The sequence below is a fragment of the Hasllibacter sp. MH4015 genome (genome assembly GCF_020177575.1).
Classification (GTDB): domain Bacteria; phylum Pseudomonadota; class Alphaproteobacteria; order Rhodobacterales; family Rhodobacteraceae; genus Gymnodinialimonas.
This window is the reverse complement of the sequence record NZ_JAHTBK010000001.1, coordinates 2,767,546-2,791,323: the sequence shown is the minus strand read 5'-3', so window position 1 is coordinate 2,791,323 and position 23,778 is coordinate 2,767,546. Positions and strand designations below refer to the sequence as shown.

The following is a 23,778-nucleotide window of genomic DNA, read 5'->3' as shown; positions in this document are numbered from 1 at the left end:
ATATCGGCCATGGATGTGGTCCTCGACGGCACCGAAGCTGAAGACATGTCCGGAGAGGGCAAGGTGGCCCTCGCCGTGCCGTCCGTGCGGACATGGCGGCTCGACGATGATGGGCGGCAGACCATGGTGCTGGCGGCCACGGGCGACCGCTTGCCGCAAGTCGTCTATTGGGGTGCACCGCTTCCGGTGGACGAGCATCTTCAGACGCTCCACGCCGCGCACGAGCTGGACGTCACGGGCGGTATGCTGGACGAAAACCCGGACCTGTCGCTGTGCCCGGAAGCCGTGCGCACTTTCCCCGGCCAACCGGGCCTGATCCTGCGGGACGGGGACGGCACGCCGCTGTTGCCGAAGTTCTGTTATGCGGGGGAGGAGGCGGCGGATGGGACGCTGGTTCTGCGCTATGCGGATGACGCGAACGGCCTGACCCTGACCTTCCTGTTTGCCACCGATCCCTCCACCCGGATCATCACTGCCAAGACCCGGTTGGATGCGGACCGCGCGGTACACCTCCACTGGCTGGCCGCGCCCGTCCTGCCCGCGCCGCAACAATCCACCGAGATGATCGACTTCGCGGGCCGCTGGACGGGGGAGTTCCAGACCAATCGCACCGCCTGGTCCGCCGGGATGCGCTACCGCGAAAACCGCACGGGCCGCACGGGTCACGAACATTTCCCTGGCCTCCTGATCCCCTGCGAAGGGTGCACCAACACCCAAGGGGAGGCCTACGGCTTCCATTACGGCTGGTCCGGCGGTCACAAGATGATCGCGGAGGAATTGCCCGATGGCCGCCGCCAGATCCAATTCGGCCATGCCGCAAGGATGGAAGTTCAAGCCGCCCGCACCTTCGAGAGCGCGACGCTCTACGTCACCTATTCCCGCACCGGCCTGAACGGTTGCGCGGTCAGCTTTCAGCGCCATCTCCGCGACCGCATCGTGACCTGGCCCGACAAGAACCGCCCGCGCCCGGTCCACTACAATTGCTGGGAAGCGGTCTATTTCGACCACAAGCTCGACGTTCTCAAAGACATCGCGACCCGCGCCGCCGATCTGGGCGCGGAACGCTTCGTGCTCGATGACGGCTGGTTCGGCCAGCGCGACGACGACACCCGCTCCCTGTCGGATTGGGAGGTCGACGCCCGGAAATACCCCGATGGCCTGGGACCCCTGATCGACCATGTCCACGCGCTCGACATGACCTTCGGCATCTGGTTCGAGCCGGAGATGATAAATCCCGACAGCGACATCCACCGCGCCCATCCCGATTGGGCCTTGGGGGGCGAGGATCAGACCCTGGGCCGCCAGCAAAAGGCGCTCAACATGGCCCTGCCGGAGGTGCGCGATTTCATCTACGACCGGATGGCCGCGATCCTGTCTGCCCATCCCATCGACTACGTCAAATGGGACCACAATCGCGTACTGCCCATGCCCGACGCCGATCAGACGCGCGGGTCCTACGCGCTGATCGACCGCCTGCGCGCCGATTTCCCGAAGGTGGAGATCGAAAGCTGTGCCTCGGGCGGCGGGCGCATCGACTTCGGCATCATGAAACGGACCCAGCGGGTTTGGTTGAGTGACAGCAATGACGCCCTCGAACGCCTGCGCATCCAACACGACGCGGCCCTGTTCCTGCCCATCGCCGTCACCGGCTCCCATGTCGGGCCGCGGCGGTGCCACACGTCGGGCCGTGTCTTCGACATTTCCTTCCGCGCCTGGGTTGCCGCCCAACGCCACATGGGGTTCGAGATGGACCCGCGCGAGCTGGATGACCGCGAGGCGGCGGTGCTGCGCGAAGTCACAAGCTGGTGGAAACACAACCGCACCTGGATGTTGCAGGCCGATCTTCTGCGGCTCGATTCCGCTGATCCGGCGGTCATCGCGGAACAGCAAATCACGCGCAACGGCGACAAATTCGTCGTCTTCGCGGGCAAGTCCGCCACGTCCGACCAGATCGCCCCGCGCCCCCTGCGCCTTACCGCCCTGGACGAAGCTGCCACCTACCGGATCACCTTGATGAACCGGCACAACGCCCCAGCGCTAAGTCGCGGCATGCCCGCGCTCAAGCAAGGACCCGTGGAGGTCTCCGGCGCGTGGCTGATGCATCATGGCCTGACCTTGCCATGGAACTTTCCCGATACGATGTGGGTCCTGGAGGGCCAGAGATTATGAGCGACAGCGCGATCTATCCTGATTTGAGCGGCGCATCCGTGTTCATCACCGGCGGCGGGTCAGGCATCGGCGCCAGCCTGACGGAAGGGTTCTTGCGGCAAGGTGCCAAAGTGGCCTTCGTGCAGCGATCCGACGCCAGCGCCTTCGCCGATGAGATGGAGGCCGCGACCGGCAATCGCCCGCTCAGCCTTCTGTGTGACATCACCGACACCGATCGCCTGCGCACCGCCATCGCTGAGGCATCCGACGCCCACGGCCCGGTCACAATCATGGTCAACAACGCCGCAAACGACAAACGGCACAATACCCTAGAGGTGGATGAGGCGTTCTGGGACTGGTCCCAGGCCATCAACCTGAAGGCCTATTTCTTCGGCTGCCAGGCGGTGATCGGGGGGATGCGCGCCGCGGGTGGTGGCTCCATCATCAACATGTCGTCGATCAGCTACATGATGGGCAATGCGGGCTACCCCGCGTACACCGCTGCCAATGGCGCGATCACCGCCCTGACGCGCAGCCTCGCCCGTGAATTCGGCCCCGACCGCATCCGCGTCAATGCGCTGGCGCCCGGCTGGGTGCTGACGGAAAAGCAACTGGAGATGTGGGCCTCACCCGAGGATCTTGCCGCCCACATGAAACGCATGTGCCTGAAAGAACATCTAAAGCCCGAGGATATCGTCGGCGGGACGCTCTTCCTCGCCTCTCGCGCCTCCAAGGCGATGACGGGTCAGACCATGGTGATCGACGGCGGCGTGGTGACAACGGGATGAGCGGCAATCAATCATACGCCGATTGGATCGCCGTCGATTGGGGGACCACGCATCTGCGTGCCTGGGCCATGGTCGGGGCCGAGGCGAAGGCAGAGGTCAGCAGCGCGGATGGCATGGGCAAGCTGCCGCGCGACGGGTTTGAGCCCGCCCTCTTGCGCCTGGTCGAGCCGTGGTTGGGCGCGGGCCGCATGCGCGTTGTGGCCTGCGGCATGGTCGGCGCGCGTCAGGGCTGGGTGGAGGCACCCTATGTCGCCGTGCCCGCACGGCCCACCGACCTGTCGCCCATCGTCGCGCCATCCGCCGATCCCCGCCTTCATGTCAGCGTCGTGCCGGGCTTGTCACAGGCAAAGCCCGCGGACGTCATGCGCGGGGAAGAGACGCAGATCGCGGGCTTTCTGGCGCAGAACCCGAAATTCGACGGCGTTCTGGTGCTGCCCGGCACCCATTCCAAATGGGTCCGTATCTCAGCCGAGGAGGTGGTGAGTTTCCAGACCGCGATGACCGGTGAATTGTTTCAATTGCTCGCCGAGGAATCCGTCCTGCGCCACTCGGTATCCGCGTCGGGCCAGAACGATGATGCCTTTGTGCAGGCGGTGTCCGACACGATTTCCCAGCCCGAGAAGGTGTCCCAATGGCTGTTCGGGCTGCGCGCCCAGAATGTTCTCGACGGACAGGACGGCACCACGGCGCGGGCAAAGCTGTCCGGCTATCTCATCGGATCGGAACTGGCTGCCGCGCGGCCCTATTGGCTGGGGCAGGCCGTTGCGATTGCGGGCACCCCGACGCTGACCCGCCTCTACGCCGACGCGCTGAAAACGCAGGGCGTCACGCCGGATGTCCACGATGCAGCCCCCCTGACCCGCGCGGGCCTGGCCCGGGTCTATGCAACGCTCACGGAGAATGCCTGACATGTCCCGCCCCCTGATCGCCATCCTGCGCGGTATCACCCCGCCCGAGGCCGTGCCGGTGGCCGAGGCCCTGATCGCGGCAGGTATCGACAGGATCGAGGTGCCCTTCAACTCCCCCGATCCGCTGGACAGCATCGCCGCGATGGCCGCGGCGTGCGGCGGGCGCGCATTGATCGGCGCGGGCACGGTTTTGAACGTGGCTGATGTCCGCGCAATCGCGGAAGCCGGCGGAAAGCTGATCGTGTCCCCCAACACAGATGCCGATGTGATCCGCGCCAGCGTGGCCGCCGGGATGCAATCCTGGCCCGGCATCTTCACCCCGACGGAAGCGTTCGCAGCCCTGCAAGCGGGCGCGACCGGCCTGAAGCTCTTTCCCGGCAACATGGCCGGTCCCGGCGGCCTCAAGGCGCTCCGGGCGGTTCTGCCCCTTGGAACACAGGTTTATGCCGTGGGCGGGGCGGGGCCCGAGAACTTCACGGACTGGATCGCGGCCAGCGCGGACGGCTTCGGCATCGGCTCGGCCCTCTACAAGCCCGGCACCGCCCCGGACGACATCGCAACGCGGGCCGCAAAGATCGTGGACGCCTACGACACCGCCAAGAAGGGTCCGATGGTATGAGCGTGGAGGTCTACGACGACCGGGCGTGCCTTCTGGGGGAAGGGCCGCTTTGGCATCCCGGCCTCGGACAATTGTTCTGGTTCGATATTCATGGCCAGCGCCTTCTGACGCGGGATGCCGACGGCGCCCAGGGCCAATGGGATTTCGACCGCGCCGTTTCCGCCGCGGGGTGGGTGGATGACACGCATCTGCTGGTGGCCACGGAAACGGACCTGACCCTGTTCGATCTGGCGTCGGGTGGGCAGGAACGGGTCGCGGACCTGGAGCCGGACAACATCGCCACACGCTCCAACGATGGCCGCGCTGACCCGCAAGGCGGCTTCTGGATCGGTACGATGGGCCATAACGCGGAAAAGGGGGCGGGCGCGCTCTACCGTTTCTATCGCGGACAATTGCGCCGGATACGGGGCGCCGTCACGATTCCCAACGCGACCTGTTTTGCACCCGACGGACGCCGCGCCTATTTCGCGGATACCGCCGAACATCTGGTCTTGACCTACGACCTCGACCCCGACGGATGGCCCGAGGGGGAGCCGCGGATTTTCCTCGATCACCGGGAACGAGAGGTGAACCCGGACGGCGCCGTCGTTGATGCCGACGGCCGGTTCTGGTGCGCTGAATGGGGCGCGTCGCGCGTTGCCTGCTACAGCCCGGAGGGAAATCTTTTAGAAGAAATCATTCTGCCGGTTCCGCAACCCACATGTCCCGCATTCGGACCGGACGGTCTGTATGTCACGACGGCGCAAAAAGGTGCGCCGGATGCGCCGGCCGATCCGGCCCCGCTGTCGGGCCAAACCCTGCGCGTCTCCGTGTCCGCAAAGGGTCAAGCGGAACACCGGGTGATCCTATGAGCCTCAAGCGCACCCTCGGGACCTGTTACTACCCCGAGCACTGGGCGGAAGAGATCTGGTCCGAGGATGCGCGCCGCATGGCGGATCTGGGCCTGACCTGGATTCGCATCGGTGAATTCGCGTGGAGCCGGCTGGAACCGCGCCCCGACGATCTGCACTTCGATTGGCTGGACCGCGCCATCGACATCCTGAAGGGCGCAGGTCTCAAGGTCGTGCTGGGAACGCCCACGGCAACCCCGCCGCGCTGGATGCTCGACAAATACCCCGACATGCTCGCCGTCGATGCGCAGGGGCGCGAACGGCGCTTTGGCTCCCGCCGCCACTATTGCTTTTCCCACGACGGATATCGCGACGAGACCATCCGCATCACGCGCCTTTTGGCCGAACAATTCGGGCGCAAGGTCGATGCGTGGCAGACCGACAACGAATATGGCTGCCATGACACGATCTACAGCTATTCCGACGCGGCCCGCCGCGCCTTTCGCGATTGGCTGGCGCAGAAGTATCAATCGCCGGATGCGTTGAACCGGGCTTGGGGCAACGTCTTCTGGTCGATGGAATACGACAGCTTCGACCAGATCGACCTGCCGAACCTGACGGTGACGGAGCCCAATCCCTCCCACGCGCTCGATTTCCGCCGCTTCTCATCGGATCAGGTGGCGCGGTTCAACCGGGCCCAGGTCGACGCCATCCGCGCGCGATCCGACGCGCCGATCAGTCACAATTACATGGGCCGGATTGTCGAATTCGACCATTTCGCCACCGGTCGCCAGATGGAAATCGCAACCTGGGACAGCTATCCCCTGGGCTTTCTGGAGGATCGGCTGGAAGACGATGCGGATCACAAGCGCCGCTACGCGCGACAGGGCGATCCGGATTTTCAGGCGTTCCACCACGACCTCTATCGTGCGATTGGGCGGGACGGGCGCTGGTGGGTCATGGAACAACAGCCCGGCCCCGTGAACTGGGCGCCGCACAATCCCGCGCCGCTCCCCGGCATGGTCCGCTTCTGGACGTGGGAGGCCTTCGCCCACGGCGCCGAATGCGTCGCCTATTTCCGCTGGCGACAGGCCCCAATGGCGCAAGAGCAATACCACGCGGGCCTCCTGCGCCCCGACAGCGTGGCGGCGGAGGGGTTCGCGGAAGCCGCCCAGGTGGCGCAGGAGCTACGCGAAATGCCCGATGTCGAACACGGGCAGGCCCCGGTCGCGCTGGTCTTCGACTATGCCTCCGCCTGGGCCTGGGCGGTGCAACCGCAAGGGCAGGGATGCGATTACTTCCGGCTGGTCTTCGAAGTCTACCGTGGTTTGCGGAAGCTCGGCCTCTCTGTCGATATCCTGCCGCCGGACACGGCATCGCTCGACGGATACGCCCTTGTCCTCGCGCCGGGCGTCATCACGTTGCGCGATGAGCTGAAGGCGGCCATCGCGGCGACCGATGCCCAGGTGATCCTCGGGCCACGGACCAATGCAAAGACCGCCGATCTGGGCATCCCCGTGCCGCTTCCCCCGGCGCTGACGGGGTTCGATCTCACGGTTGCGCGGGTGGAGACGATGCGCCCCGACATGCCGGTCTTGCTGGAGAAGGGCGGCCATCTGACCCTCTGGCGTGAACAGATCGAGACGTCGGAAGATGTGGTGGAGGCCGACGCCCATGGTGCGCCGGTCCTCGTGCGCAAGGGTCATCTGTCTTATCTGGCGGGCTGGCCGGACGAGGTTGCCCTTAGCCGCATCCTCACACGCGCGGCCATTGCGGCGGGGCTATCGCCGCAGGACCTGCCGCCGGATATCCGCATCCGCGACACCGGACAGACCCGGTTCCTATTCAACCACGGTCCCGACCCGGTGGAATTCGACGGTCACATCATCCCCCCGGCGGGCCTGATCTGGCTCCCGACCTGACCCCTCTTTCCCTTTTTCAAGAGCCAGCGGGCGCAGCCCGCCATCGCACCCGAAATGAAGCTGAACGCGCAAAAGAAAAGGCGCGCCCCTTCAGGGGCACGCCCAGTTCGATACACAGCCGCGTCGCGCAAGCCGTATCTCAAATCCCGTCAATGCAGACGTATTTCGTCTCCATGTAATCTTCGAGGCCCTGGCTGCCGCCCTCCTTGCCAAGACCGCTTTCCTTCACGCCGCCGAAGGGGGCCTCAACGGTCGTGATGAGGCCGGAATTGATGCCGATCATGCCGTATTGCAACCGCTCGTTCAGGCGGAAGGCGCGGCCCAGATCCTTGGTATAGGCGTAACTCGCCAGGCCGAAGACGGTATCGTTGGCCATGTCGATCGCCTCCTCCTCCGTCTCGAACTTGAAGACCGGGGCAAGGGGTCCGAAAATCTCTTCCTGCGCGAACGCCATGTCCTGCGTGGCGCCGGTGATGACGGTCGGCTCAAAGAACGTCCCGCCCAGATCGTGCCGCCCGCCGCCGCAGGCCACCGATCCGCCCTTGGACGTGGCGTCTTCCAGCAGCTCCTCCACCTTCTCCACGGCATCCTTGTCGATCAACGGGCCTTGCACGACCCCGTCCTCCCGGCCATCGCCCACCTTCATGTCCCGCGTCTTCTGTACCAGCTTCTCGACGAAGGCGTCGTGGATGCCCGACTGCACGTAGATACGGTTGGCGCAGACGCAGGTCTGCCCGGAATTGCGGTACTTGGAGACCATCGCCCCCTCGACCGCCGCGTCCAGATCGGCATCGTCGAATACGATGAACGGCGCGTTGCCCCCCAGTTCCATGGACACCTTCTTCACGCTGTCCGCCGATTGCCGGATCAGCTCCTTACCCACTTCGGTGGACCCGGTGAAGGTAATCTTGCGGACCTCGAACCGGTCCATCATCGCGCCCGCGATTTTGCGCGCCGATCCGGTCAGAACATTGACGCTGCCGGTGGGATAGCCGACCTCCTCCGCCATGGCGGCCCAGGCCAACCCGGAATAGGGCGTCGCGGTTGCGGGCTTGGCCACCACGGGGCAGCCCATGGCGAGGGCCGGCGCAATCTTGCGCGCCAGCATCGACGACGGGAAATTCCACGGCGTTATCATCCCGACCACCCCGATCGGATGCTTCGTCACGAGGATACGCCGTCCGTTCACGCCCGCGGGCACGATCTCCCCCTTGGCGCGGCGCGCTTCTTCCGCAAACCAGCGGACATATTGCGCACCGATCGCGATCTCGCCCTTGGCCTCGGCCAGCGGTTTGCCCATCTCGATCGTCAGCAATTCGCCAAGCGCGTCTTTGTTGTCCATCAGCGCATCGTGCAGCTTCCACAGCAGGTCCACCCGGTCCATCAGCGACATCCCGGCAAATCCCGCGAAGGCCTCCTGCGCCGCGTCCACGGCGCGCATCGTCTCGTCCGTGCCGCAGCTTGGCACGGTGCCGATGATTTCGCCGGTGGCGGGGTTGGTGACGTCGATCGTCTCGCCGCTATTGGCACCGATCCATTCGCCCCCGACATACGCCGCCTCTTTCATCCAAGTCTGCCAATCGGCCATGCCGCCTCTCCCTAGGTTCCGGGTCCCATGATCCGGGCCACGTCGAGCATCCGGCAGGAAAATCCCCATTCATTGTCATACCAGCCGAACACGCGGAGCATTCCGCCCTTCGACCGCTTGATTTCGGGCCCTGCCACGATAAGCGATTCCGGGCGCGCCCGCAGGTCGGCACTGACCAGCGGCTTGTCGGTAAACCCAATGATCGGCCCGGCGGTTCCTTGCAAGAGCGCGCGCGCCTCCTCGGCACTGGGCATGGCGCGGGTCATCACCGCCAGATCCACGCAAGAGACGGAGGCCGATGGAACCCGAACCGCCGACCCAGTGACGCGTCCGGCAAGATGCGGCAGCACCACATCGACCAATTGCTCGGCGGAGGTTGTCGTCGGCACCATGCTCAACGCCGCCGCCCGGCTGCGCGCCGGATCGCGCATCGGCATGTCCACGCTCGGCTGCGATCCGGTGTAGCAATGCACGGTCGTCATCAATGCGGAATCAAGGCCCCAGGTCTCGTCGATGAACCGCACCAGCGGCGCGAGCGCGTTGGTCGTGCATGACGCGTTGGAAACGATCCGGTGCTCTGCAGTCAGCGCCGCCTCGTTCGCCCCGAGAACGAGGGTCAGGTCGGGATCTACGGCGGGGCCGGACACAAGGACGCGCCCCGCGCCTGCGGTCAGGGCCGCTTCCGCGATCTCCCGGCTGCCCCGACCCGTGCATTCCATCAACACGTCCACATCCGCCAACGGCAGCGCACCCGCATCCCGCTCCATCGTCAGGCGAATACGCCGTCCATCGACCAGCAGATCGCCATCCTTTACCGAGACATCGCCGGGGTAAGGCCCGAACACGCTGTCGAATTCAAAGAGATAGGCACAGGTCGCCGCATCCGCGATGTCATTCACCGCCACGATCTCGATCTCTGGCCAATGGGGTCCAAGCCGCCCGCCGCCCAGGGCCCAGGCGCGCAGAACTGACCGGCCGATACGTCCGAACCCGTTAATCGCCACGCGGATCGTCATGGGCGTCTCCTTTGCCGAAGTGATGCATCCCGCGCCGCAAAGGTGCAAGGGAAGCACACCCTTGGTCCAATCGTCTTTCGTGATTGGCCTTGCGCCGCGACGTGATGGACGCGCCCTTTGCAACGCCGCCCGATCCGGTGCATCAAGGCAAACCTGCACCCCAAAGGAAGGCCGCACTTGCAATGATCGCCTATGTCACCCTCGGCGCCGATGACCTGCACGCGGCGGAACGCTTCTACACCGCCCTGCTCCTGCCGCTCGGCTACAGGATGGAGCGGTACCAGGGCGATCTGAGCTTCCTTCCGCCCCACGATCCCGACGCGCCTCACGGGGTCCCGGACCTCTACATCAAGCGGCCCTTCAACGGTGCGGTTGCGTCCTGTGGCAACGGCACCATGATCGCCCTCGACGTGCCGACCCGCGCGGACGTGCGCAGGCTGCACCACGCTGCATGCGCGGCGGGAGGATCGGATGAAGGGCAACCGGGCACCCGCGCGGATTACAATGCGGATTTCTACGTGGCTTATCTGCGCGACCCCCAAGGCAACAAGATCGCGCTTTTCTCCAACGCGCCAGATTGATCGCGCAGGAATGGCAAGGTGGGTGCGGCGCTCCCTGTCTATCAACGCGAGCGGCCGTCTCTTTCAGTTGCAAAAGCTTAACAGTATTCCGAAAAGTGATCAAAATCAAAGCAATAGATGACTTGTGCAACTTGCACAGGGGGCCACTCGACGCCGCGAGCCCTATAATCCGACCCGCCCCGCGCCCTCCGGTACAGGCAGTCGCGTCTGGGCCTCCGCCACCTCTGCCAGGGCGCGCGCGACCGCGTCGGACGGTGGGCAGGATCGACGCGTTCCAAGATCGACATGGAGCAAGAAGCTCTCCACTGTCGCCACGACCTCACCGTCCCCCCGCATCAGCGTATGGAACAGGTGCAGCTTCTTGCCGTCCCCATTCAGCAGCCGCGTGTCGGCCCTCAAGTGATCGGCCGCATGGGCCTCCGCCAGATAGCGGACGTGGTTCTCCACCGTGAAATAACTTTGCCCCGCCGCGATGTATGCCGCGTCCGCTCCCACCATTTCCATGAACCGGTCCGTCGCCTTCGACCCGGCCTCCAGATAATGGGTCTCGTTCATGTGGCCGTTATAGTCGGTCCAGCCCGGCGGGATCTGCCGCTCCAGCGTCACCGGCATCCCCGGTCGCGCCAGCTTTGCCTCGTGCGCGGTCACGACCCCACCGGCGCCGGAGCCCGTGTGCTTCAGGGCCCGCATGATCCCCACAAGGTTGTCGTCGCGCAATCGCTCCAGCTCGCGGATCGTCATATGGCCCGATTGCGCGTCCGATTGACCCGCGATCAGGTCCACAAGCGTGTCCGTGAACTCGGGAACATCCATCAGCTTGGTCCAGGGAAAGGACAGGCACGGTCCGAACTGCGCCATGAAATGCTTCATCCCCGCCTCACCCCCGGCCACGCGGTAGGTCTCGAACAGGCCCATTTGCGCCCATCTCAGGCCGAAGCCCATACGGATCGCCTCGTCGATTTCTTCGGTCGTGGCGATCCCGTCCTTCACGAGCCACAGCGCCTCACGCCAGACGGCTTCAAGGAAACGATCGGCGATATGTGCATCGATCTCCTTTCGGATGTGAAGCGGATAGAACCCGACCTCCCGCAACATGGCCTGCGCCGCGCCGCAGGTCGCCGCATCGCCCACCAATTCGACGAGCGGCAGAAGGTAGACCGGGTTGAAGGGATGCGCCACGATCACGCGCGCGCCTTCCGCGGTCAGCTCCGATGGTTTGAAGCCGCTGGTTGACGAGGCAATGATCGCGTCCGCGGGCGCATGAGCATTCAAATCCGCCAGCACCCTGTGCTTGATATCAAGCCGCTCAGGCACGCTTTCCTGCACCCAATCCGCCCCTGCGACCGCATCGGCGAGGCTATCGCTGAAGCGCAACGTGCCCTCGGGCGGCATGGCCCGATCATAAAGCGCGGGCAGGGCGCGGCGGGCGTTGGACAGGACCTCTCCGATCTTCCGTTCCGCCTCGGGGTCCGGATCGAAGACGGCGACGTTCCAACCATTGAGCAAGAACCGCGCGGCCCATCCGCCGCCGATCACGCCGCCGCCGATAATGGCCGCCTTCATGGCGTGACGCTCCGCTGCAACTGGTCCAGATCGTAGCCGTTGAAGTCCAGCACTTCGCGCGCCGCGGCGAGCCTGTCCGGCGGAATGTCGGGGTCGCGGTTCAGGATCCATCCGACCCGCCCGTTCGGCGCGCCAACCACCGCCGTGCGGTAGCCTTCATCAACCCAAAGCACCCAATAGGGGGCCGCGACCGGAACGCCCTGCAACCGAACCGACAATCGCCCGAGCCCTTCATCGGTCGCCGTCCCGGTGATCGTCTCTGTCGGTCGACCATCGGCGTCGAGGCAGATGTTGCGCACGGTCAGAACGCCGGGCGTGTCAGCAGGCCCGTATTCCGCGATCGCCCCGGGGCAGTCGGATTGGAACGGGTTGGGGTAGCGCGCGATCTCGTACCAGCGACCGACATAGCGGTTGGCGTCGAAATTGGCAGAGGACGCGATAGTCACGCTGTCATCGCGGTAGGACGGTCCAAGGACGGCGCCACACGCGGCAAGGGCGAGCGGGGCGAGGAAAAGCCATCTCATACCGGCATCCTCTTGGTCAGGCCCAGTTTTTTGCGGACAGCATCCGGGCCGATGATCGTCGCGCCCATCCCCTCAACAACGCCGACCGCCCGTTCCACAAGCTGCGCGTTCGTCGCAAGCACGCCTTTCTCCAGCCAAAGATTGTCCTCCAATCCCACCCGCACATTGCCCCCGGCCAGCACGGCGGCGGCGGCATAGGCCATCTGGTTGCGGCCCAGGGCGAAGGCGGAAAACGTCCAATCGTCCGGCACGTTGTTCGCCATCGCCATGAAGGTGTTCAGATCATCGGGCGCGCCCCACGGCACGCCCATGCACAGCTGAACCAGCGCGGGCGCCTCCAGCACGCCTTCCCTCACCAACTCCTTGGCAAACCACAAATGACCGGTATCGAACGCCTCGATCTCGGGTTTCACGCCCATGTCGGTCATCATCTGCCCCATGGCGCGCAACATACCGGGCGTGTTGGTCATGACGTAATCGGCTTCCGCGAAGTTCATCGTGCCGCAATCCAGCGTGCAGATTTCGGGACGGCATTCGGCGATATGGGCCACCCGCTCCTCCGCGCCGATCATGTCCGTGCCCTCACGCACGGGCAAAGGCGCATCGGTCGGGCCGAAGACGATATCGCCGCCCATTCCGGCGGTCAGGTTCAGCACGACATCGGTGTCGGAGGCGCGGATCAGCTCCGTCACCTCCCGGTAGAGCGCAAGGTCGCGGGACGGCGTGCCCGTCTCAGGATCGCGCACATGGCAATGGACAATCGCAGCACCCGCCTGCGCCGCCGCAATGGCGCTGTCGGCGATCTGCTGCGGCGACCGTGGGACATGGGGGCTTCGATCCTGGGTGCTGCCCGATCCGGTCACGGCACAGGTGATGAACACCTCTTTGTTCATGGCAAGCGGCATCTATTTCCCTTTCCAGATCGGATCGCGCTTCTCGGCAAAGGCCCGTGCGCCTTCCTTTTGGTCGTCTGAGCGGTAGAGCTTTTCGACCGTCTCGAACTGGCTTTTCGTGATCTTGTTGAGCGCGTCGTGGAACTTCATGTTCTCGGCCTCGCGCACGATCTCCTTGATCGCGGCATTCACAAGCGGCGGGCCGGAAGCGATCAAGTCGGCCATGTCCCGCGCCTTGTCCATCAACTGGTCCGCCGGATGGATCTGGTTGATCAGCCCCCACCGCGCGGCCTCTTCGGCGTCGAGCCACCGCCCGGTGAACAGCATCTCCATCGCGATATGATACGGGATGCGCTTGGGCAGCTTGATGGACGCCGCATCGGCCACCGTGCCGGACCGGATCTCGGGCAGGGCAAAACTCGCGTGGTCCGCCGCCAGAATGATATCCGCGCTCAGCGCCAATTCGAGCCCACCGCCGCAGCAGATACCGTTCACCGCCGCGATCACGGGCTTGTTGAGACCCCGCAATTCCTGCAAGCCGCCGAACCCGCCCACACCGTAATCGCCATCCACCGCATCACCGTCGGCGGCGGCCTTCAGGTCCCAGCCGGGGCAGAAGAACTTCTCCCCCGCACCGGTCAAGATCGCCACGCGCAAGTCCGGATCGTCGCGGAATTGCGTGAACACGTCCCCCATGATCCGGCTGGTGGCCAGGTCGATGGCGTTGGCCTTCGGGCGGTCCAGCGTGACCTCCAGCACATGGCCGTTGCGGTTTGTCTTTACGGGACTGTCATTCATCACGGCATCTCAATCGGATCAGGGCGTCGGCGGCGACGGCGCGGGTGGGGGTGCAGATCAGGGGATTGATCTCGACCTCGAAGATGTCTTCAGCGTGGGTCATGACGTAGTCCTGCACGGCCAGAACGGCGCTGACAATCGCGCGGAGATCGGCGGCCGGTTTGCCCCGAAATCCGCCAAGAAGCGGTGCGATGCGCAGGCGCGACAGGGCCGCCTCGATTTCGGGGCCGGTCGTGGGCAGCAAAAGGTGCTGCGTGTCGGCAAGCAGTTCGGTCAAAATCCCGCCCGCGCTAAGCGTCAGCACAAGGCCGTGGGCCGGATCACGCAGGACACCGACCAGGAGTTCCGCTACCGGGTCCGGCACCATCTCCTCGATCAGGAATGCGGTGCCGCCCATCTTCACCGCCGCCTCCCGCAGGGCGGTGCGCGGCACATCCAGCGCCACTGCCCCGGCCTCCGTTTTATGGGCATGGCCGAGGGCTTTCACCGCGAAGGGGCCGTTGATTTCGTTGAGGAGATCGGCGGGAATATCAGCGATTTCAATGTGTTGGCCCTGCGGGGTATCCAGGCCGCATGCGTCCAGTGCCACCTTTGCCTCGGCCTCCGTCAGGATATAGGTATCGCCATCGGCGCAGGGTGTTTGAAGGGGTGCCGAATGTGGTCGATAGGCTGCGATCCGGGCGGCGATGGCGATGGAATCCAACGCTTCCCCAAACCCGCAAAGCGGCAATATCCCTCGCGCAAGAAGCCGTTGCGCGGTCGCTTCCGGCAGGGTTTCCGGCAGGCTGGACAGGATCGCGATGGGGCGTCCGGTTTGCGCAATCGCGTCCTCGACCGCGTCGATGACAAGCTCCCATTCCGGGGCCGGGCATCTGTCGGGACGCGGGAAATCCAGAACAACAAGGCCAAGCGCCAGATCCCCCGACATCATTGCGGAGAAACACGCCGCCATCGCCGCGCGGTCCGCCCAGATATAAGTGTGGTAATCCAAGGGGTTGGCAAGCGCGACCCGTTGGCCAAGTGCGGCGCGCAGGCCCGTCACCTGACGCTCCGACAGGGGCGGAAAGACCACGTCGCGCCCAAGCGCCACATCCGCCATCAGGCTCGCCTCCCCACCCGAGCAGGAGAGTGAGGCGACCCGGTTCGACGGCAGCGGCCCGATCACGTGCAACAGCTTGAGGACCTCAAGAAATGTAGGCAAATCAAAGACCTGCCCGATGCCCAACCGGTCGAACAACGCCCGCGCGCCCGCCGCACTCCCGGAAAGCGAGGCAGTATGGCTGATCGCGGCGGCCTGCGCCTGATCCGATGCGCCCACCTTAAGGGCCACGATGGGCTTGCCCGCCCGGTGCGCCGCGCCTGCCAAACCCTCGAACCGGGCCAGATCACCGACGCCTTCGATGTGCAGACCCAGCGCCGTGATGCGCGGGTCTTTCAGCAATTCGGAGCATATCAATGGTATATCAATTTGCGCCTGGTTGCCGATGGTCACGAGCGCCGCGATGGGCAGACCGCGCATTTGCATCGTCAGGTTGAGCGCGATGTTCGACGATTGCGTGATGATCGCGACGCCACGTTCGACCGGCATCAGCCCATGGTGATCGGGCCAGAGCGTGACGCGATCAAGCGCGTTGATGAGGCCATAGCAATTCGGCCCGAGGATCGGCATGTCGCCCGCCGCCTCCAACAGCTTCGCCTGAAGATCGTCGCCATCCTCCAGCTCTGCCGCCGCCTCCCGAAAGCCGGACGCGAAACAGATCGCGCCTCCGGCCCCGATCCGGGACAACGCGCGGACCACCTCAATCGTCGCGTGTCGGTTGACGGCGACATAGGCCGCGTCGGGCGCGCGGGGCAGGTCGTCCACCGACGCGAAGGCCGGCACACCGCCGACATCAGCGCGGGTCGGATGGACTGCCCAAAGATCGCCATCAAAGCCGATCTTGCGGGATTCCCGGATCACGTTTTCGCACCACACCCCGCCGCCGATCACGGCGATGGAGCGGGGACGCAGAAGGCAACCCAAATCCATGTCAGGCCCCCAGCGGGCGAAACAGGTCGCGCGAGATGATGTGGCGCTGGATTTCGGAGGTTCCGTCCCAGATCCGCTCCACCCGTGCATCGCGCCAGAACCGCTCGATCGGGAAATCGTCCATCAGGCCCATACCGCCGAAAATCTGCAAACTGGTGTCCGTGACCCGCGCCAGCATCTCGGTCGCGTAGAGCTTGGCCGATGCGATCTCGCGGTTCGCGGGCAACCCCTGGTCCAGACGCCAGGCGCCCGCGAGGGTCAGGTAATCGGCGGCGTCGATCTCCGTTATCATGTCGGCGACCTGGAAACCGACGCCCTGGAACTTCGCGATGGGCTGGCCGAACTGCCTGCGCTCGGCGGCATAGTTCAGGGCATAGTCGAAACACCGCCGCGCACGCCCGACACTGAACGCGGCCACGGTCAGGCGGGTGGCATAGAGCCATTCGTTCATCACCGCGAAGCCACCATCGACCGCCCCCAGCACTTGCGCGTTGGGCAGGCGGCAATTGTCGAAATCGAGGATGCAATTCTTATACCCCCGATGGCTGACCGAGTTGTAGCCGTTGCGCACGGTGAACCCGGGATGTCCACGATCCACGAGGAAACAGGTGATCCGCTTCTTCGGACCGCGCGGCGTATCATCGACGCCTGTGGCCACGAAGACGATGAAGAAATCCGCATGTTCCGCGCCGGAAATGAAGTGTTTCGATCCGTTCACGACCCAATCACCGCCGTCGCGCACGGCCGTACATTTCATGCCCCGCACGTCGGAGCCCGCATCGGGTTCGGTCATGGCCAGCGCGTCCATCCGCTCCCCTCGCACGGCGGGCAGCAAGTAGCGGTCCCGTTGTTCGCCCTCGCACGCCATCAGGATGTTCTGCGGGCGTCCGAAGAAATGGGTCAGCGCCATGGAACCACGGCCCAGTTCCCGTTCCACCAAGGTGAAATCCAGATGCGACAGGCCCGCGCCGCCGACATCCTGTGGGAAATTGCAGGCGTAAAAACCAAGGTCGATGACCCTTTGCTTGATCGCCTGCGCCAGTTCGGGGGGGACGTGGCCCGTCCGCTCCACCTCCGCTTCATGGGGATAGATCTCGTTCTCCACGAAACTGCGCACGGTGGAGACGATCATCTCCTGCTCTTCGCTAAGGCCAAAATCCATCGACGTCCCCCTTGTGACAGGCGAAAGCCTAGGCGTAGGGTTCGGCGACAACCTTGCAGAATTAGATAAAAATCATGCGAAGATCGACAGAGCCCGAACGCTTCGCCCTGCTGTTGTTCGACGGCTTCTCCAACCTCTGCCTTGCAAATGCGGTGGAGCCGTTGCGGGCCGCCAACACGTTGTCGCGCCGCACGCTCTACGACTGGAGGTTTTTCGGCATGTCGGGGGCGCCCCTTGCCTCGTCCAGCGGTGTCCCGGTTCAGCCAGACGCGTTGGGGGCGGAGGCGCGGGGGGATTACCTTTTCGTCATGCCAAGCTACGGGCACGAGGCCTTGGCGAATGCGGCCACCGGGCGGGCCTTGCGCGCGGCGGCCAAACATTTCGGGACTTTGGTGGGCCTTGATACCGGATCGTGGCTGATGGCCCATGCGGGTCTGCTGGACGGCTACCGCGCGACGTCCCATTGGGACATCCTGGCCGATCTGGCGGAAACCTTCCCCGAGGTGGACGTGACGGAGGCGCGGTTCGTGGTGGACCGGGACCGGGCGTCGTGCGGCGGCGCGACCACTACGTTCGACCTGATGCTGGACCTGATCGAGGGGCGGCACGGCGCGGCGCTTTCCCTGGAGGTTGCGGCGCTCTTCATGCACGGGGAGCGTGACCCGGCCCTTGATCCCGCCCGCCTGATGCCGGATTGCCAGACGATCCGGGCCGCGGCCGCGATCATGCGGCGTCATATCGAGGAACCGCTGACGATCGGGGCGGTGGCGTCATGTCTGGGCCTGTCTCAACGGGCGCTGGAGCGGGCGTTCCGGAGCCACGGCACCCAGACGCCCGCCGCGGCCTACCGCGCCATCCGCCTGTCTGAGGCCCGCCGCAGGGTAGAGCAAACGCGCGACAGCATTGCGGAGATTTCCTTGCGCTCCGGCTATGGCGATGCCACCGCTATGACACGCGCGTTCAAGGCGGCCTTCGGGATCACCCCGTCAGCGGCGCGCGCGGCGCGTTTGCGAAAGGGCTAGGGACGATGGCGCAGGGGACGGTTGGGGAAGTACTGGTCACGCTGCTGGAACGCCGCGGGGTGGAGATGGTGTTCGGCATTCCCGGCGTGCATATCGTGGAGCTTTATCGCGGCCTCAAGGCGTCTTCCATCCGGCATGTCACGCCGCGTCATGAGCAGGGCGCGGGTTTCATGGCCGATGGCTATGCACGGGCGACAGGCAAACCCGGTATCTGCCTGCTCATCACAGGGCCCGGCGTGACCAACGCGATCACCGCGATGGCGCAGGCGCGGGCGGATTCCGTGCCGATGCTGGTAATATCGGGCGTGAACCCGGTCGCCACCCACGGTCATGAGGACGGGTTCCTGCACGAGTTGCCGGACCAGTCCGCCACCATGGGCAGCGTCGCGATCTGGAGTCACACGCTCAGCCGTGCCGAAGACCTAGACCGGGTGGTGGAACGCGCGTTTACCGCCATGACGCAGGGCCGTCCGGGGCCGGTTCATATCGAGATCCCGACCGACGTGATGGCGCAGCGGATCGAGGTGCCACCCCCGCGTGCGGCAGACCCCGCGCGGCGCGCCGTGGATGCGGAACACATCGCCGCTGCCGTGGCGGCGCTTGGCAAAGCCGAGCGGCCCTTGATCCTCGCAGGCGGCGGTGCGGTGGGTGCGGCGGACGATCTTGTGCGTTTGGCCGAGCGGCTGGACGCGCCGGTCATCACGACGACGAACGGGCGCGGCATCCTTGGCGGCCACGACCTGCGCGTGCCGGCCAGCCCGTCCTTCCCGGCGGTGCAAGACGCGATGGCGCAGGCGGACGTGATCCTTGCTGTCGGCACCCAATTCGGGCGCACCGATTACGATGTCTACGACGCGGGCAATTTGCCGAAGATCGCGTGCCTGATCCGGGTCGATTGCGACCCGATGCAGATGACGCGCGGGCGGGTGCCGGATATCCCGGTTCTTGGCGATGCGGGTCAGGCCGTGGCGCGCATACTGGTTGGGTTGGACGGCAAGGCGGCGTCCAACGACGGCGCGGCATGGGCCGCCAGATTGCGGGCAGAGGCCCACGGCTCGCTCAGCGCAAGCTACAAGACCTCCATCGCCATGATCGACACCATTCGCGAAATCATCCCCGGCGCACGGATCGTGGGCGACAGCACGCAAGCGGTCTATGCGGGAAACCTGTATGCGGATATCGACCAGCCTCGGGGCTGGTTCAACGCCTCCACCGGCTATGGCGCGTTGGGCTACGGCGCGCCTGCGGCCATCGGGGCGTGTTTGGGCGCGCCGGACACGCCGGTCGTCTGCATCACCGGGGATGGCGGATTGCAGTTCGTTCTGGCGGAGCTTGGCACGGCGATGGACGAACTCGCGCCGGTGATCTTCGTGGTGTGGAACAACAACGGCTATCAAGAGATCGAGCGCTACATGGAAGACAACGGCATCGCGCCCGAAGGTGTCCGCCCGAGCGCGCCGGATTTCGTCGCGGTGGCGCAGGCCTATGGCATGGAGGCGGAGGCGATTGACGGGCTGGAGGGCTTTGCCGCCGCGCTCGACCGCGCCCACAAGGCCCGCGCGCCGCGCCTGATCGAGATCAGGATCGACTGATTTCCGAATCGGCCAGGCTCTCAAGGATCGGACAATCGGGGCGTGCGTCGCCTGCGCAGGAGGCGACGAGCGTAGCAAGCGTATCCCGCATCTCCGACAGGGCCGCGATCTTCGTATCGATCTCAGCCAGATGGTGGCGCGCGATGGCCTTCACCTCCGCACTGCTGCGCCCCGCATCCTCGTAGAGTGCCAGAAGCGCGCGGCAATCCTCGATGGAAAAGCCAAGCGCGCGGGCGCGGCCCAGGAAGGCAAGTTTGTGCAGGTCCGTCTCGCGGAATTGCCGGTATCCGTTGGGTCCGCGCAGGGGGCGGATCAGGTCGATATCCTCGTAATAGCGGATGGTCTTGGGGGGCAGGCCGCTGGCCTTGGCCACGTCGCCGATATTCATGGAACCTCTCGTTCGGTGGGTGCTTGCACGTTGCGCAGGCGGAGCGCGTTGGTGATGACGGAGACGGAGGACAAGGCCATCGCCGCCGCCGCAAAGATCGGGGACAAGAGGATGCCGAAGAGCGGGAACAGCACCCCCGCCGCGACCGGGATCAGCGCAGTGTTGTAGGCAAAGGCCCAGACCAGGTTCTGCCGGATATTCCCCATCGTCCGGGCAGAGATTTCCGCCGCCGCCACAACGCCCTGCACATTGCCCGACATCAGGACCACATCGGCGCTTTCGATGGCGACATCCGTGCCGGTGCCGATGGCGATCCCTACATCCGCTCGGGCGAGCGCGGGGGCGTCGTTTATGCCGTCCCCCACATAGGCGACCGCGCCGAATTCTCGTTGCAGCCCTGCAACCACATCGCGTTTTTCGCCGGGAAGGACGCCCGCATGGATGATCGAGATGCCGAGGTCATCGGCCACGGCGCATGCGGTCGCCTCCTGATCGCCGGTTATCATGGCAACCGCGATGCCGCGCGCGGTAAGCGCGGCAATCGCCGCCCTGCTGCTGTCCTTCACCCGGTCCGCGACGGCAAGGGTCGCGACGACCTGCGCATCCACCGCCATGTAAAGCGCGGTCTTGCCCTGTTCCGAAAGCCGCGCGTGGTCTACCGCCATTGGCTCCGGGACGATCCCCTCAGTCTCAAGCAACCGGGCGCTACCGATCACGACGTGCCGCTCACCCACCATTGCGGCCACGCCGAAGCCGGGGCGGGCGCTGAATTCCGTGGAGTCCTGCGCAGCGATCCCCTCGCCCTCGGCGGCAGTGACGATGGCGCGGGCGACGGGATGTTCCGACTTGCCCTCCACCGCTGCGGCGAGGCTGAGCGCCTCCGCCCGCGTCCAGCCCTCGGCAAGGATCAGGTCGGTCAGTTCCGGGCGACCCTCGGTCAATGTACCGGTCTTGTCGAAGGCGACCAGTTGGACCTGTGCCATCTGTTGCAATGCATCGCCCTTGCGAAACAGCACCCCCATCTCCGCCGCGCGGCCTGTGCCGACCATGATGGAGGTCGGCGTGGCCAGCCCCATGGCACAGGGACACGCGATGATGAGGACGGAGACGCCCGCCACCAGCGCGTAGCTGAGCACGGGATCGGGGCCGAAGATCAGCCAGATCGTGACGGTCAGCGCAGCCAATAGCATCACCGCAGGCACGAACCACAGCGTCACGCGGTCGACCAACGCCTGCACCGGCAATTTCGCGCCCTGTGCGTCTTGTACGATGCGGATGATCTGCGCCAGCACCGTGTCCGCGCCGACGCGCGTCGCCCGGAAGGTCAGGCTGCCGGCCGCGTTGACGGTACCGCCGGTGACGGGATCGCCGTGGGCCTTGGCCACCGGCAACGGCTCCCCCGTCATCATGCTTTCATCGACGTAGCTTTCGCCTTCGGTGACGATGCCATCGGTGGCGATCCGTTCGCCCGGCCGCACGAGGATCAAGTCTTCCTCCACAACATCTTCCAGCGGCAGGTCGACGGCCCCGCCTTCGCGCACCACGCGCGCTGTGTCGGTGCGCAGCTCCATCAGGCTGCGGATCGCCGCGCCGGTCCGGCCCTTGGCGCGCGCCTCCAGGAACCGGCCAAGCAGGATCAGGGTGACGATCACCGCGGCGGCCTCGAAATAAACCGCGCGGGTGGCCTGTGGCAGGAGGGCGGGCGCCAAGATCGCCACGACGGAGAACAGGTAAGCCGCGGAGGCCCCGACGGCGACAAGGCTGTTCATGTCCGGCGCGCCGCGCAGGAGGGCGGGAAAGCCCTTGGTGAAGAAGCCACGACCCGGCCACAGCAGGACCGCCGTGGTCAGGCCCCACTGGATGATCCAGCTTGCCTGGTGGCCGATGGTCTGACCGATGAACATGTGAAGCGGCGGGAACAGATGGCCGCCCATTTCCAGCACGAACACCGGAAGCGTCAGCAAGCAGGCGATGGTGAACCGCCGCCACGCGTCCGCCATGTCCTGCATCTTCTCGGCCTCGCGGTCGGGTGTCGGTTCCGAGCCCTGCGCGACGGTCGGATACCCGGCCTCCGTCACCGCGCGGGCCATGGCCTGCGGCGTGGTGGTGTCGGCGAGGTAGCGGACGCGCGCGGTTTCCGTGGCAAGGTTCACCTCCGCCGCCACCACGCCGGGGATGTCTTTCAGATAGCTCTCCACCCGCCCGACGCAGGACGCGCAGGACAGGTCGCTGACGGCGAGGCGCGCCTCCGTCACGCGGGCGGGATAGCCGCGGTCGCTCAGCGTGTCCGTTGCGCGGGTGAGTGATGCGGCATCCCGCGCGGTGATCGTGGCCGCTTCGGTGGCGAGGTTGACCGACACGTTGGACACGCCCTCGACCGTTCGCAACGCCTGTTCGACACGCCCCACGCATCCCGCGCAGGTCATGCCGGAGACGGGGATCGTCGCGGTGAATGGGCGGTTGGACATGCGTCTCTCCCTCCTGGAAGCAGAGACATAAACCTTCCAGTCACGGGAAGGTCAAGGCCGTCCGTCACGCATCTTCGTCCGGCGCGTCGTAGTGTGGAAGATAGCCGGGTGGCATCGGCCCCTTGTTGCGCCCGCCCTGCTGCATCTGTTCCCAGCCATGGGAAAGGATGCCGACCGACCGCGACAGGCAAAACAGCCCGCGCGCCAGCGGCGGCGGGAAGCCCAATTCGCAGAAGATGACCGCCGTGGCCCCGTCGATATTCATCGCAATGGGCGCCCCGCGATCCGCGCCGATGCGGGTCTGCACGGCCTCCCCGATCTCGGCGAAGCGCCCGCTGACGGTTCCCGCCTGCGCCGCGTCCCGCACAAGGGCCATCAGGCGCGGGGCGCGCGGATCGACGGGTTTGTGGAAACGGTGGCCGAAGCCGGGAATGATCTTGCCATGCGTGTCCCGCCACGCGGACAGGACGTCCGCGACCGCCTTTTCCGGATCGGCCCCGCAGTCCACGCGCGCGGAGATGTCGAACAGCAGCTCCGCACATTGCTCTCCCGCGCCGCCGTGGACATCGCCCAACATGTTCACGCCGGTCGCCATAACGTTGTTGAGGCCGAGCCCGCAGGTCGCCGCCATCCGTGCCGCGGCGATGGACGGGGCTTGCGGGCCATGGTCCACACCGGCGACCAGCGCGGCCTCCAGAAGCTGCGCCTGCGCGGATTCGGGCAGGTCGCCGCGGGTCATCAGCCAGATCATCTGCGGAAAACTGACGGTCCCGATCAGCTCCTCGATCGGGGTGCCGCGGATCGCGATGCGCCCGGGCTCCATGTCGATGATGGACGTGCGCCACCACGCGCCGAGATCATCCGTTTTCGTCATCACATACGCCCACCCGCCTGTCCAAGCGGCCCCACATTTGCCGCGTCGGGTGGAATTGTCGAGGG

Annotated in this window: 20 protein-coding genes; 9 read left to right on the top strand and 11 right to left on the bottom strand. The window is 65.6% G+C overall.

Annotated features, from left to right (window positions below):
- Window positions 1–45 precede the first annotated feature (45 nt).
- The 6 genes from KUW62_RS14225 to KUW62_RS14200 are packed head-to-tail and all read left to right on the top strand — an operon-like array spanning window position 46 to window position 7,215.
- Entirely contained in the window at window positions 46–2,169 is a 2,124-nt protein-coding gene (locus tag KUW62_RS14225) for an alpha-galactosidase (RefSeq protein ID WP_224817124.1), read from the top strand.
- The gene (locus KUW62_RS14220) at window positions 2,166–2,936 is read left to right on the top strand and encodes an SDR family NAD(P)-dependent oxidoreductase (protein ID WP_224816125.1); all 771 of its coding nucleotides are present in this window, start codon (window positions 2,166–2,168) and stop codon (window positions 2,934–2,936) included. The genes KUW62_RS14225 and KUW62_RS14220 overlap by 4 nt, the downstream gene beginning before the upstream one ends.
- Entirely contained in the window at window positions 2,933–3,844 is a 912-nt protein-coding gene (locus KUW62_RS14215; RefSeq protein ID WP_224816124.1) for a 2-dehydro-3-deoxygalactonokinase, read from the top strand. The genes KUW62_RS14220 and KUW62_RS14215 overlap by 4 nt, the downstream gene beginning before the upstream one ends.
- Before the next feature lies 1 nt (window position 3,845).
- Window positions 3,846–4,463, top strand: coding sequence for a 2-dehydro-3-deoxy-6-phosphogalactonate aldolase (locus KUW62_RS14210; RefSeq protein ID WP_224816123.1), 618 nt, complete (start codon window positions 3,846–3,848; stop codon window positions 4,461–4,463).
- Window positions 4,460–5,314 (top strand): SMP-30/gluconolactonase/LRE family protein, encoded by an 855-nt coding sequence (locus KUW62_RS14205; protein ID WP_224816122.1) that lies wholly within the window; start codon window positions 4,460–4,462, stop codon window positions 5,312–5,314. Before KUW62_RS14210 ends, KUW62_RS14205 begins: the two co-directional genes overlap by 4 nt.
- Entirely contained in the window at window positions 5,311–7,215 is a 1,905-nt protein-coding gene (locus KUW62_RS14200) for a beta-galactosidase (RefSeq protein ID WP_224816121.1), read from the top strand. Before KUW62_RS14205 ends, KUW62_RS14200 begins: the two co-directional genes overlap by 4 nt.
- A 139-nt stretch (window positions 7,216–7,354) precedes the next feature.
- Here KUW62_RS14200 and KUW62_RS14195 read toward each other — a convergent pair whose 3' ends face one another.
- The gene (locus KUW62_RS14195; protein WP_224816120.1) at window positions 7,355–8,803 is read right to left on the bottom strand and encodes an NAD-dependent succinate-semialdehyde dehydrogenase; all 1,449 of its coding nucleotides are present in this window, start codon (window positions 8,801–8,803) and stop codon (window positions 7,355–7,357) included.
- An 11-nt stretch (window positions 8,804–8,814) separates the two neighbouring features.
- Window positions 8,815–9,819: a type I glyceraldehyde-3-phosphate dehydrogenase gene (locus KUW62_RS14190; protein ID WP_224816119.1), complete on the bottom strand. Its 1,005-nt coding sequence runs from the start codon at window positions 9,817–9,819 to the stop codon at window positions 8,815–8,817.
- Between the two features lie 83 nt (window positions 9,820–9,902).
- Here KUW62_RS14190 and KUW62_RS14185 point away from each other — a divergent pair, with 83 nt between their 5' ends.
- Window positions 9,903–10,400, top strand: coding sequence for a VOC family protein (locus tag KUW62_RS14185; protein WP_370632896.1), 498 nt, complete (start codon window positions 9,903–9,905; stop codon window positions 10,398–10,400).
- 162 nt (window positions 10,401–10,562) lie between these two features.
- Here KUW62_RS14185 and KUW62_RS14180 read toward each other — a convergent pair whose 3' ends face one another.
- The 6 genes from KUW62_RS14180 to KUW62_RS14155 are packed head-to-tail and all read right to left on the bottom strand — an operon-like array spanning window position 10,563 to window position 17,369.
- Window positions 10,563–11,963 (bottom strand): carnitine 3-dehydrogenase, encoded by a 1,401-nt coding sequence (locus KUW62_RS14180; protein WP_224816118.1) that lies wholly within the window; start codon window positions 11,961–11,963, stop codon window positions 10,563–10,565.
- A complete protein-coding gene (locus KUW62_RS14175; protein ID WP_224816117.1) occupies window positions 11,960–12,487 on the bottom strand; it encodes a lipocalin family protein in 528 nt (175 codons plus the stop codon). The genes KUW62_RS14180 and KUW62_RS14175 overlap by 4 nt, the downstream gene beginning before the upstream one ends.
- Window positions 12,484–13,392: a 3-keto-5-aminohexanoate cleavage protein gene (locus KUW62_RS14170; RefSeq protein ID WP_224816116.1), complete on the bottom strand. Its 909-nt coding sequence runs from the start codon at window positions 13,390–13,392 to the stop codon at window positions 12,484–12,486. The genes KUW62_RS14175 and KUW62_RS14170 overlap by 4 nt, the downstream gene beginning before the upstream one ends.
- Window positions 13,393–14,178 carry a carnitinyl-CoA dehydratase gene (locus tag KUW62_RS14165; protein WP_224816115.1) on the bottom strand — a complete coding sequence of 262 codons (786 nt, stop codon included), beginning with the start codon at window positions 14,176–14,178 and terminating at the stop codon, window positions 13,393–13,395. It lies immediately after the preceding gene.
- On the bottom strand, window positions 14,171–16,207 hold the full coding sequence (locus KUW62_RS14160) for an acetate--CoA ligase family protein (RefSeq protein ID WP_224816114.1): 2,037 nt from the start codon (window positions 16,205–16,207) through the stop codon (window positions 14,171–14,173). The genes KUW62_RS14165 and KUW62_RS14160 overlap by 8 nt, the downstream gene beginning before the upstream one ends.
- Before the next feature lies 1 nt (window position 16,208).
- Window positions 16,209–17,369 carry an acyl-CoA dehydrogenase family protein gene (locus KUW62_RS14155; RefSeq protein ID WP_224816113.1) on the bottom strand — a complete coding sequence of 387 codons (1,161 nt, stop codon included), beginning with the start codon at window positions 17,367–17,369 and terminating at the stop codon, window positions 16,209–16,211.
- A gap of 74 nt (window positions 17,370–17,443) precedes the next feature.
- On the opposite strand from KUW62_RS14155, the gene KUW62_RS14150 reads away from it, so the two are divergent.
- The gene (locus KUW62_RS14150) at window positions 17,444–18,391 is read left to right on the top strand and encodes a GlxA family transcriptional regulator (RefSeq protein WP_224816112.1); all 948 of its coding nucleotides are present in this window, start codon (window positions 17,444–17,446) and stop codon (window positions 18,389–18,391) included.
- 5 nt (window positions 18,392–18,396) lie between these two features.
- Window positions 18,397–19,983, top strand: coding sequence for a 5-guanidino-2-oxopentanoate decarboxylase (locus tag KUW62_RS14145; RefSeq protein WP_224816111.1), 1,587 nt, complete (start codon window positions 18,397–18,399; stop codon window positions 19,981–19,983).
- Here KUW62_RS14145 and cueR read toward each other — a convergent pair.
- The 3 genes from cueR to KUW62_RS14130 all read right to left on the bottom strand — a co-directional run bounded on the left by cueR (window position 19,970) and on the right by KUW62_RS14130 (window position 23,713).
- Complete coding sequence (gene cueR, locus KUW62_RS14140) at window positions 19,970–20,371, bottom strand: Cu(I)-responsive transcriptional regulator (protein WP_224816110.1); 402 nt, start codon at window positions 20,369–20,371, stop codon at window positions 19,970–19,972. The genes KUW62_RS14145 and cueR overlap by 14 nt on opposite strands.
- The gene (locus tag KUW62_RS14135) at window positions 20,368–22,839 is read right to left on the bottom strand and encodes a heavy metal translocating P-type ATPase (RefSeq protein ID WP_224816109.1); all 2,472 of its coding nucleotides are present in this window, start codon (window positions 22,837–22,839) and stop codon (window positions 20,368–20,370) included. The genes cueR and KUW62_RS14135 overlap by 4 nt, the downstream gene beginning before the upstream one ends.
- 64 nt (window positions 22,840–22,903) lie before the next feature.
- Entirely contained in the window at window positions 22,904–23,713 is an 810-nt protein-coding gene (locus KUW62_RS14130) for a citryl-CoA lyase (protein ID WP_224816108.1), read from the bottom strand.
- Window positions 23,714–23,778: the final 65 nt, after the last annotated feature.

What these genes read in the sequence shown, in the direction of transcription:
- KUW62_RS14160 (WP_224816114.1), bottom strand. Translation starts at nt 16,207, where the DNA reads ATGGATTTGGGTTGCCTTCTGCGTCCCCGCTCCATCGCCGTGATCGGC.
- KUW62_RS14225 (WP_224817124.1), top strand. Translation starts at nt 46, where the DNA reads ATGTCCGGAGAGGGCAAGGTGGCCCTCGCCGTGCCGTCCGTGCGGACA.
- KUW62_RS14150 (WP_224816112.1), top strand. Translation starts at nt 17,444, where the DNA reads ATGCGAAGATCGACAGAGCCCGAACGCTTCGCCCTGCTGTTGTTCGAC.
- KUW62_RS14145 (WP_224816111.1), top strand. Translation starts at nt 18,397, where the DNA reads ATGGCGCAGGGGACGGTTGGGGAAGTACTGGTCACGCTGCTGGAACGC.
- KUW62_RS14190 (WP_224816119.1), bottom strand. Translation starts at nt 9,819, where the DNA reads ATGACGATCCGCGTGGCGATTAACGGGTTCGGACGTATCGGCCGGTCA.
- KUW62_RS14220 (WP_224816125.1), top strand. Translation starts at nt 2,166, where the DNA reads ATGAGCGACAGCGCGATCTATCCTGATTTGAGCGGCGCATCCGTGTTC.
- KUW62_RS14170 (WP_224816116.1), bottom strand. Translation starts at nt 13,392, where the DNA reads ATGCCGCTTGCCATGAACAAAGAGGTGTTCATCACCTGTGCCGTGACC.
- KUW62_RS14155 (WP_224816113.1), bottom strand. Translation starts at nt 17,369, where the DNA reads ATGGATTTTGGCCTTAGCGAAGAGCAGGAGATGATCGTCTCCACCGTG.
- KUW62_RS14215 (WP_224816124.1), top strand. Translation starts at nt 2,933, where the DNA reads ATGAGCGGCAATCAATCATACGCCGATTGGATCGCCGTCGATTGGGGG.
- KUW62_RS14200 (WP_224816121.1), top strand. Translation starts at nt 5,311, where the DNA reads ATGAGCCTCAAGCGCACCCTCGGGACCTGTTACTACCCCGAGCACTGG.
- KUW62_RS14175 (WP_224816117.1), bottom strand. Translation starts at nt 12,487, where the DNA reads ATGAGATGGCTTTTCCTCGCCCCGCTCGCCCTTGCCGCGTGTGGCGCC.
- KUW62_RS14210 (WP_224816123.1), top strand. Translation starts at nt 3,846, where the DNA reads ATGTCCCGCCCCCTGATCGCCATCCTGCGCGGTATCACCCCGCCCGAG.
- KUW62_RS14130 (WP_224816108.1), bottom strand. Translation starts at nt 23,713, where the DNA reads ATGACGAAAACGGATGATCTCGGCGCGTGGTGGCGCACGTCCATCATC.
- cueR (WP_224816110.1), bottom strand. Translation starts at nt 20,371, where the DNA reads ATGAATATCGGCGACGTGGCCAAGGCCAGCGGCCTGCCCCCCAAGACC.
- KUW62_RS14165 (WP_224816115.1), bottom strand. Translation starts at nt 14,178, where the DNA reads ATGAATGACAGTCCCGTAAAGACAAACCGCAACGGCCATGTGCTGGAG.
- KUW62_RS14135 (WP_224816109.1), bottom strand. Translation starts at nt 22,839, where the DNA reads ATGTCCAACCGCCCATTCACCGCGACGATCCCCGTCTCCGGCATGACC.
- KUW62_RS14205 (WP_224816122.1), top strand. Translation starts at nt 4,460, where the DNA reads ATGAGCGTGGAGGTCTACGACGACCGGGCGTGCCTTCTGGGGGAAGGG.
- KUW62_RS14195 (WP_224816120.1), bottom strand. Translation starts at nt 8,803, where the DNA reads ATGGCCGATTGGCAGACTTGGATGAAAGAGGCGGCGTATGTCGGGGGC.
- KUW62_RS14180 (WP_224816118.1), bottom strand. Translation starts at nt 11,963, where the DNA reads ATGAAGGCGGCCATTATCGGCGGCGGCGTGATCGGCGGCGGATGGGCC.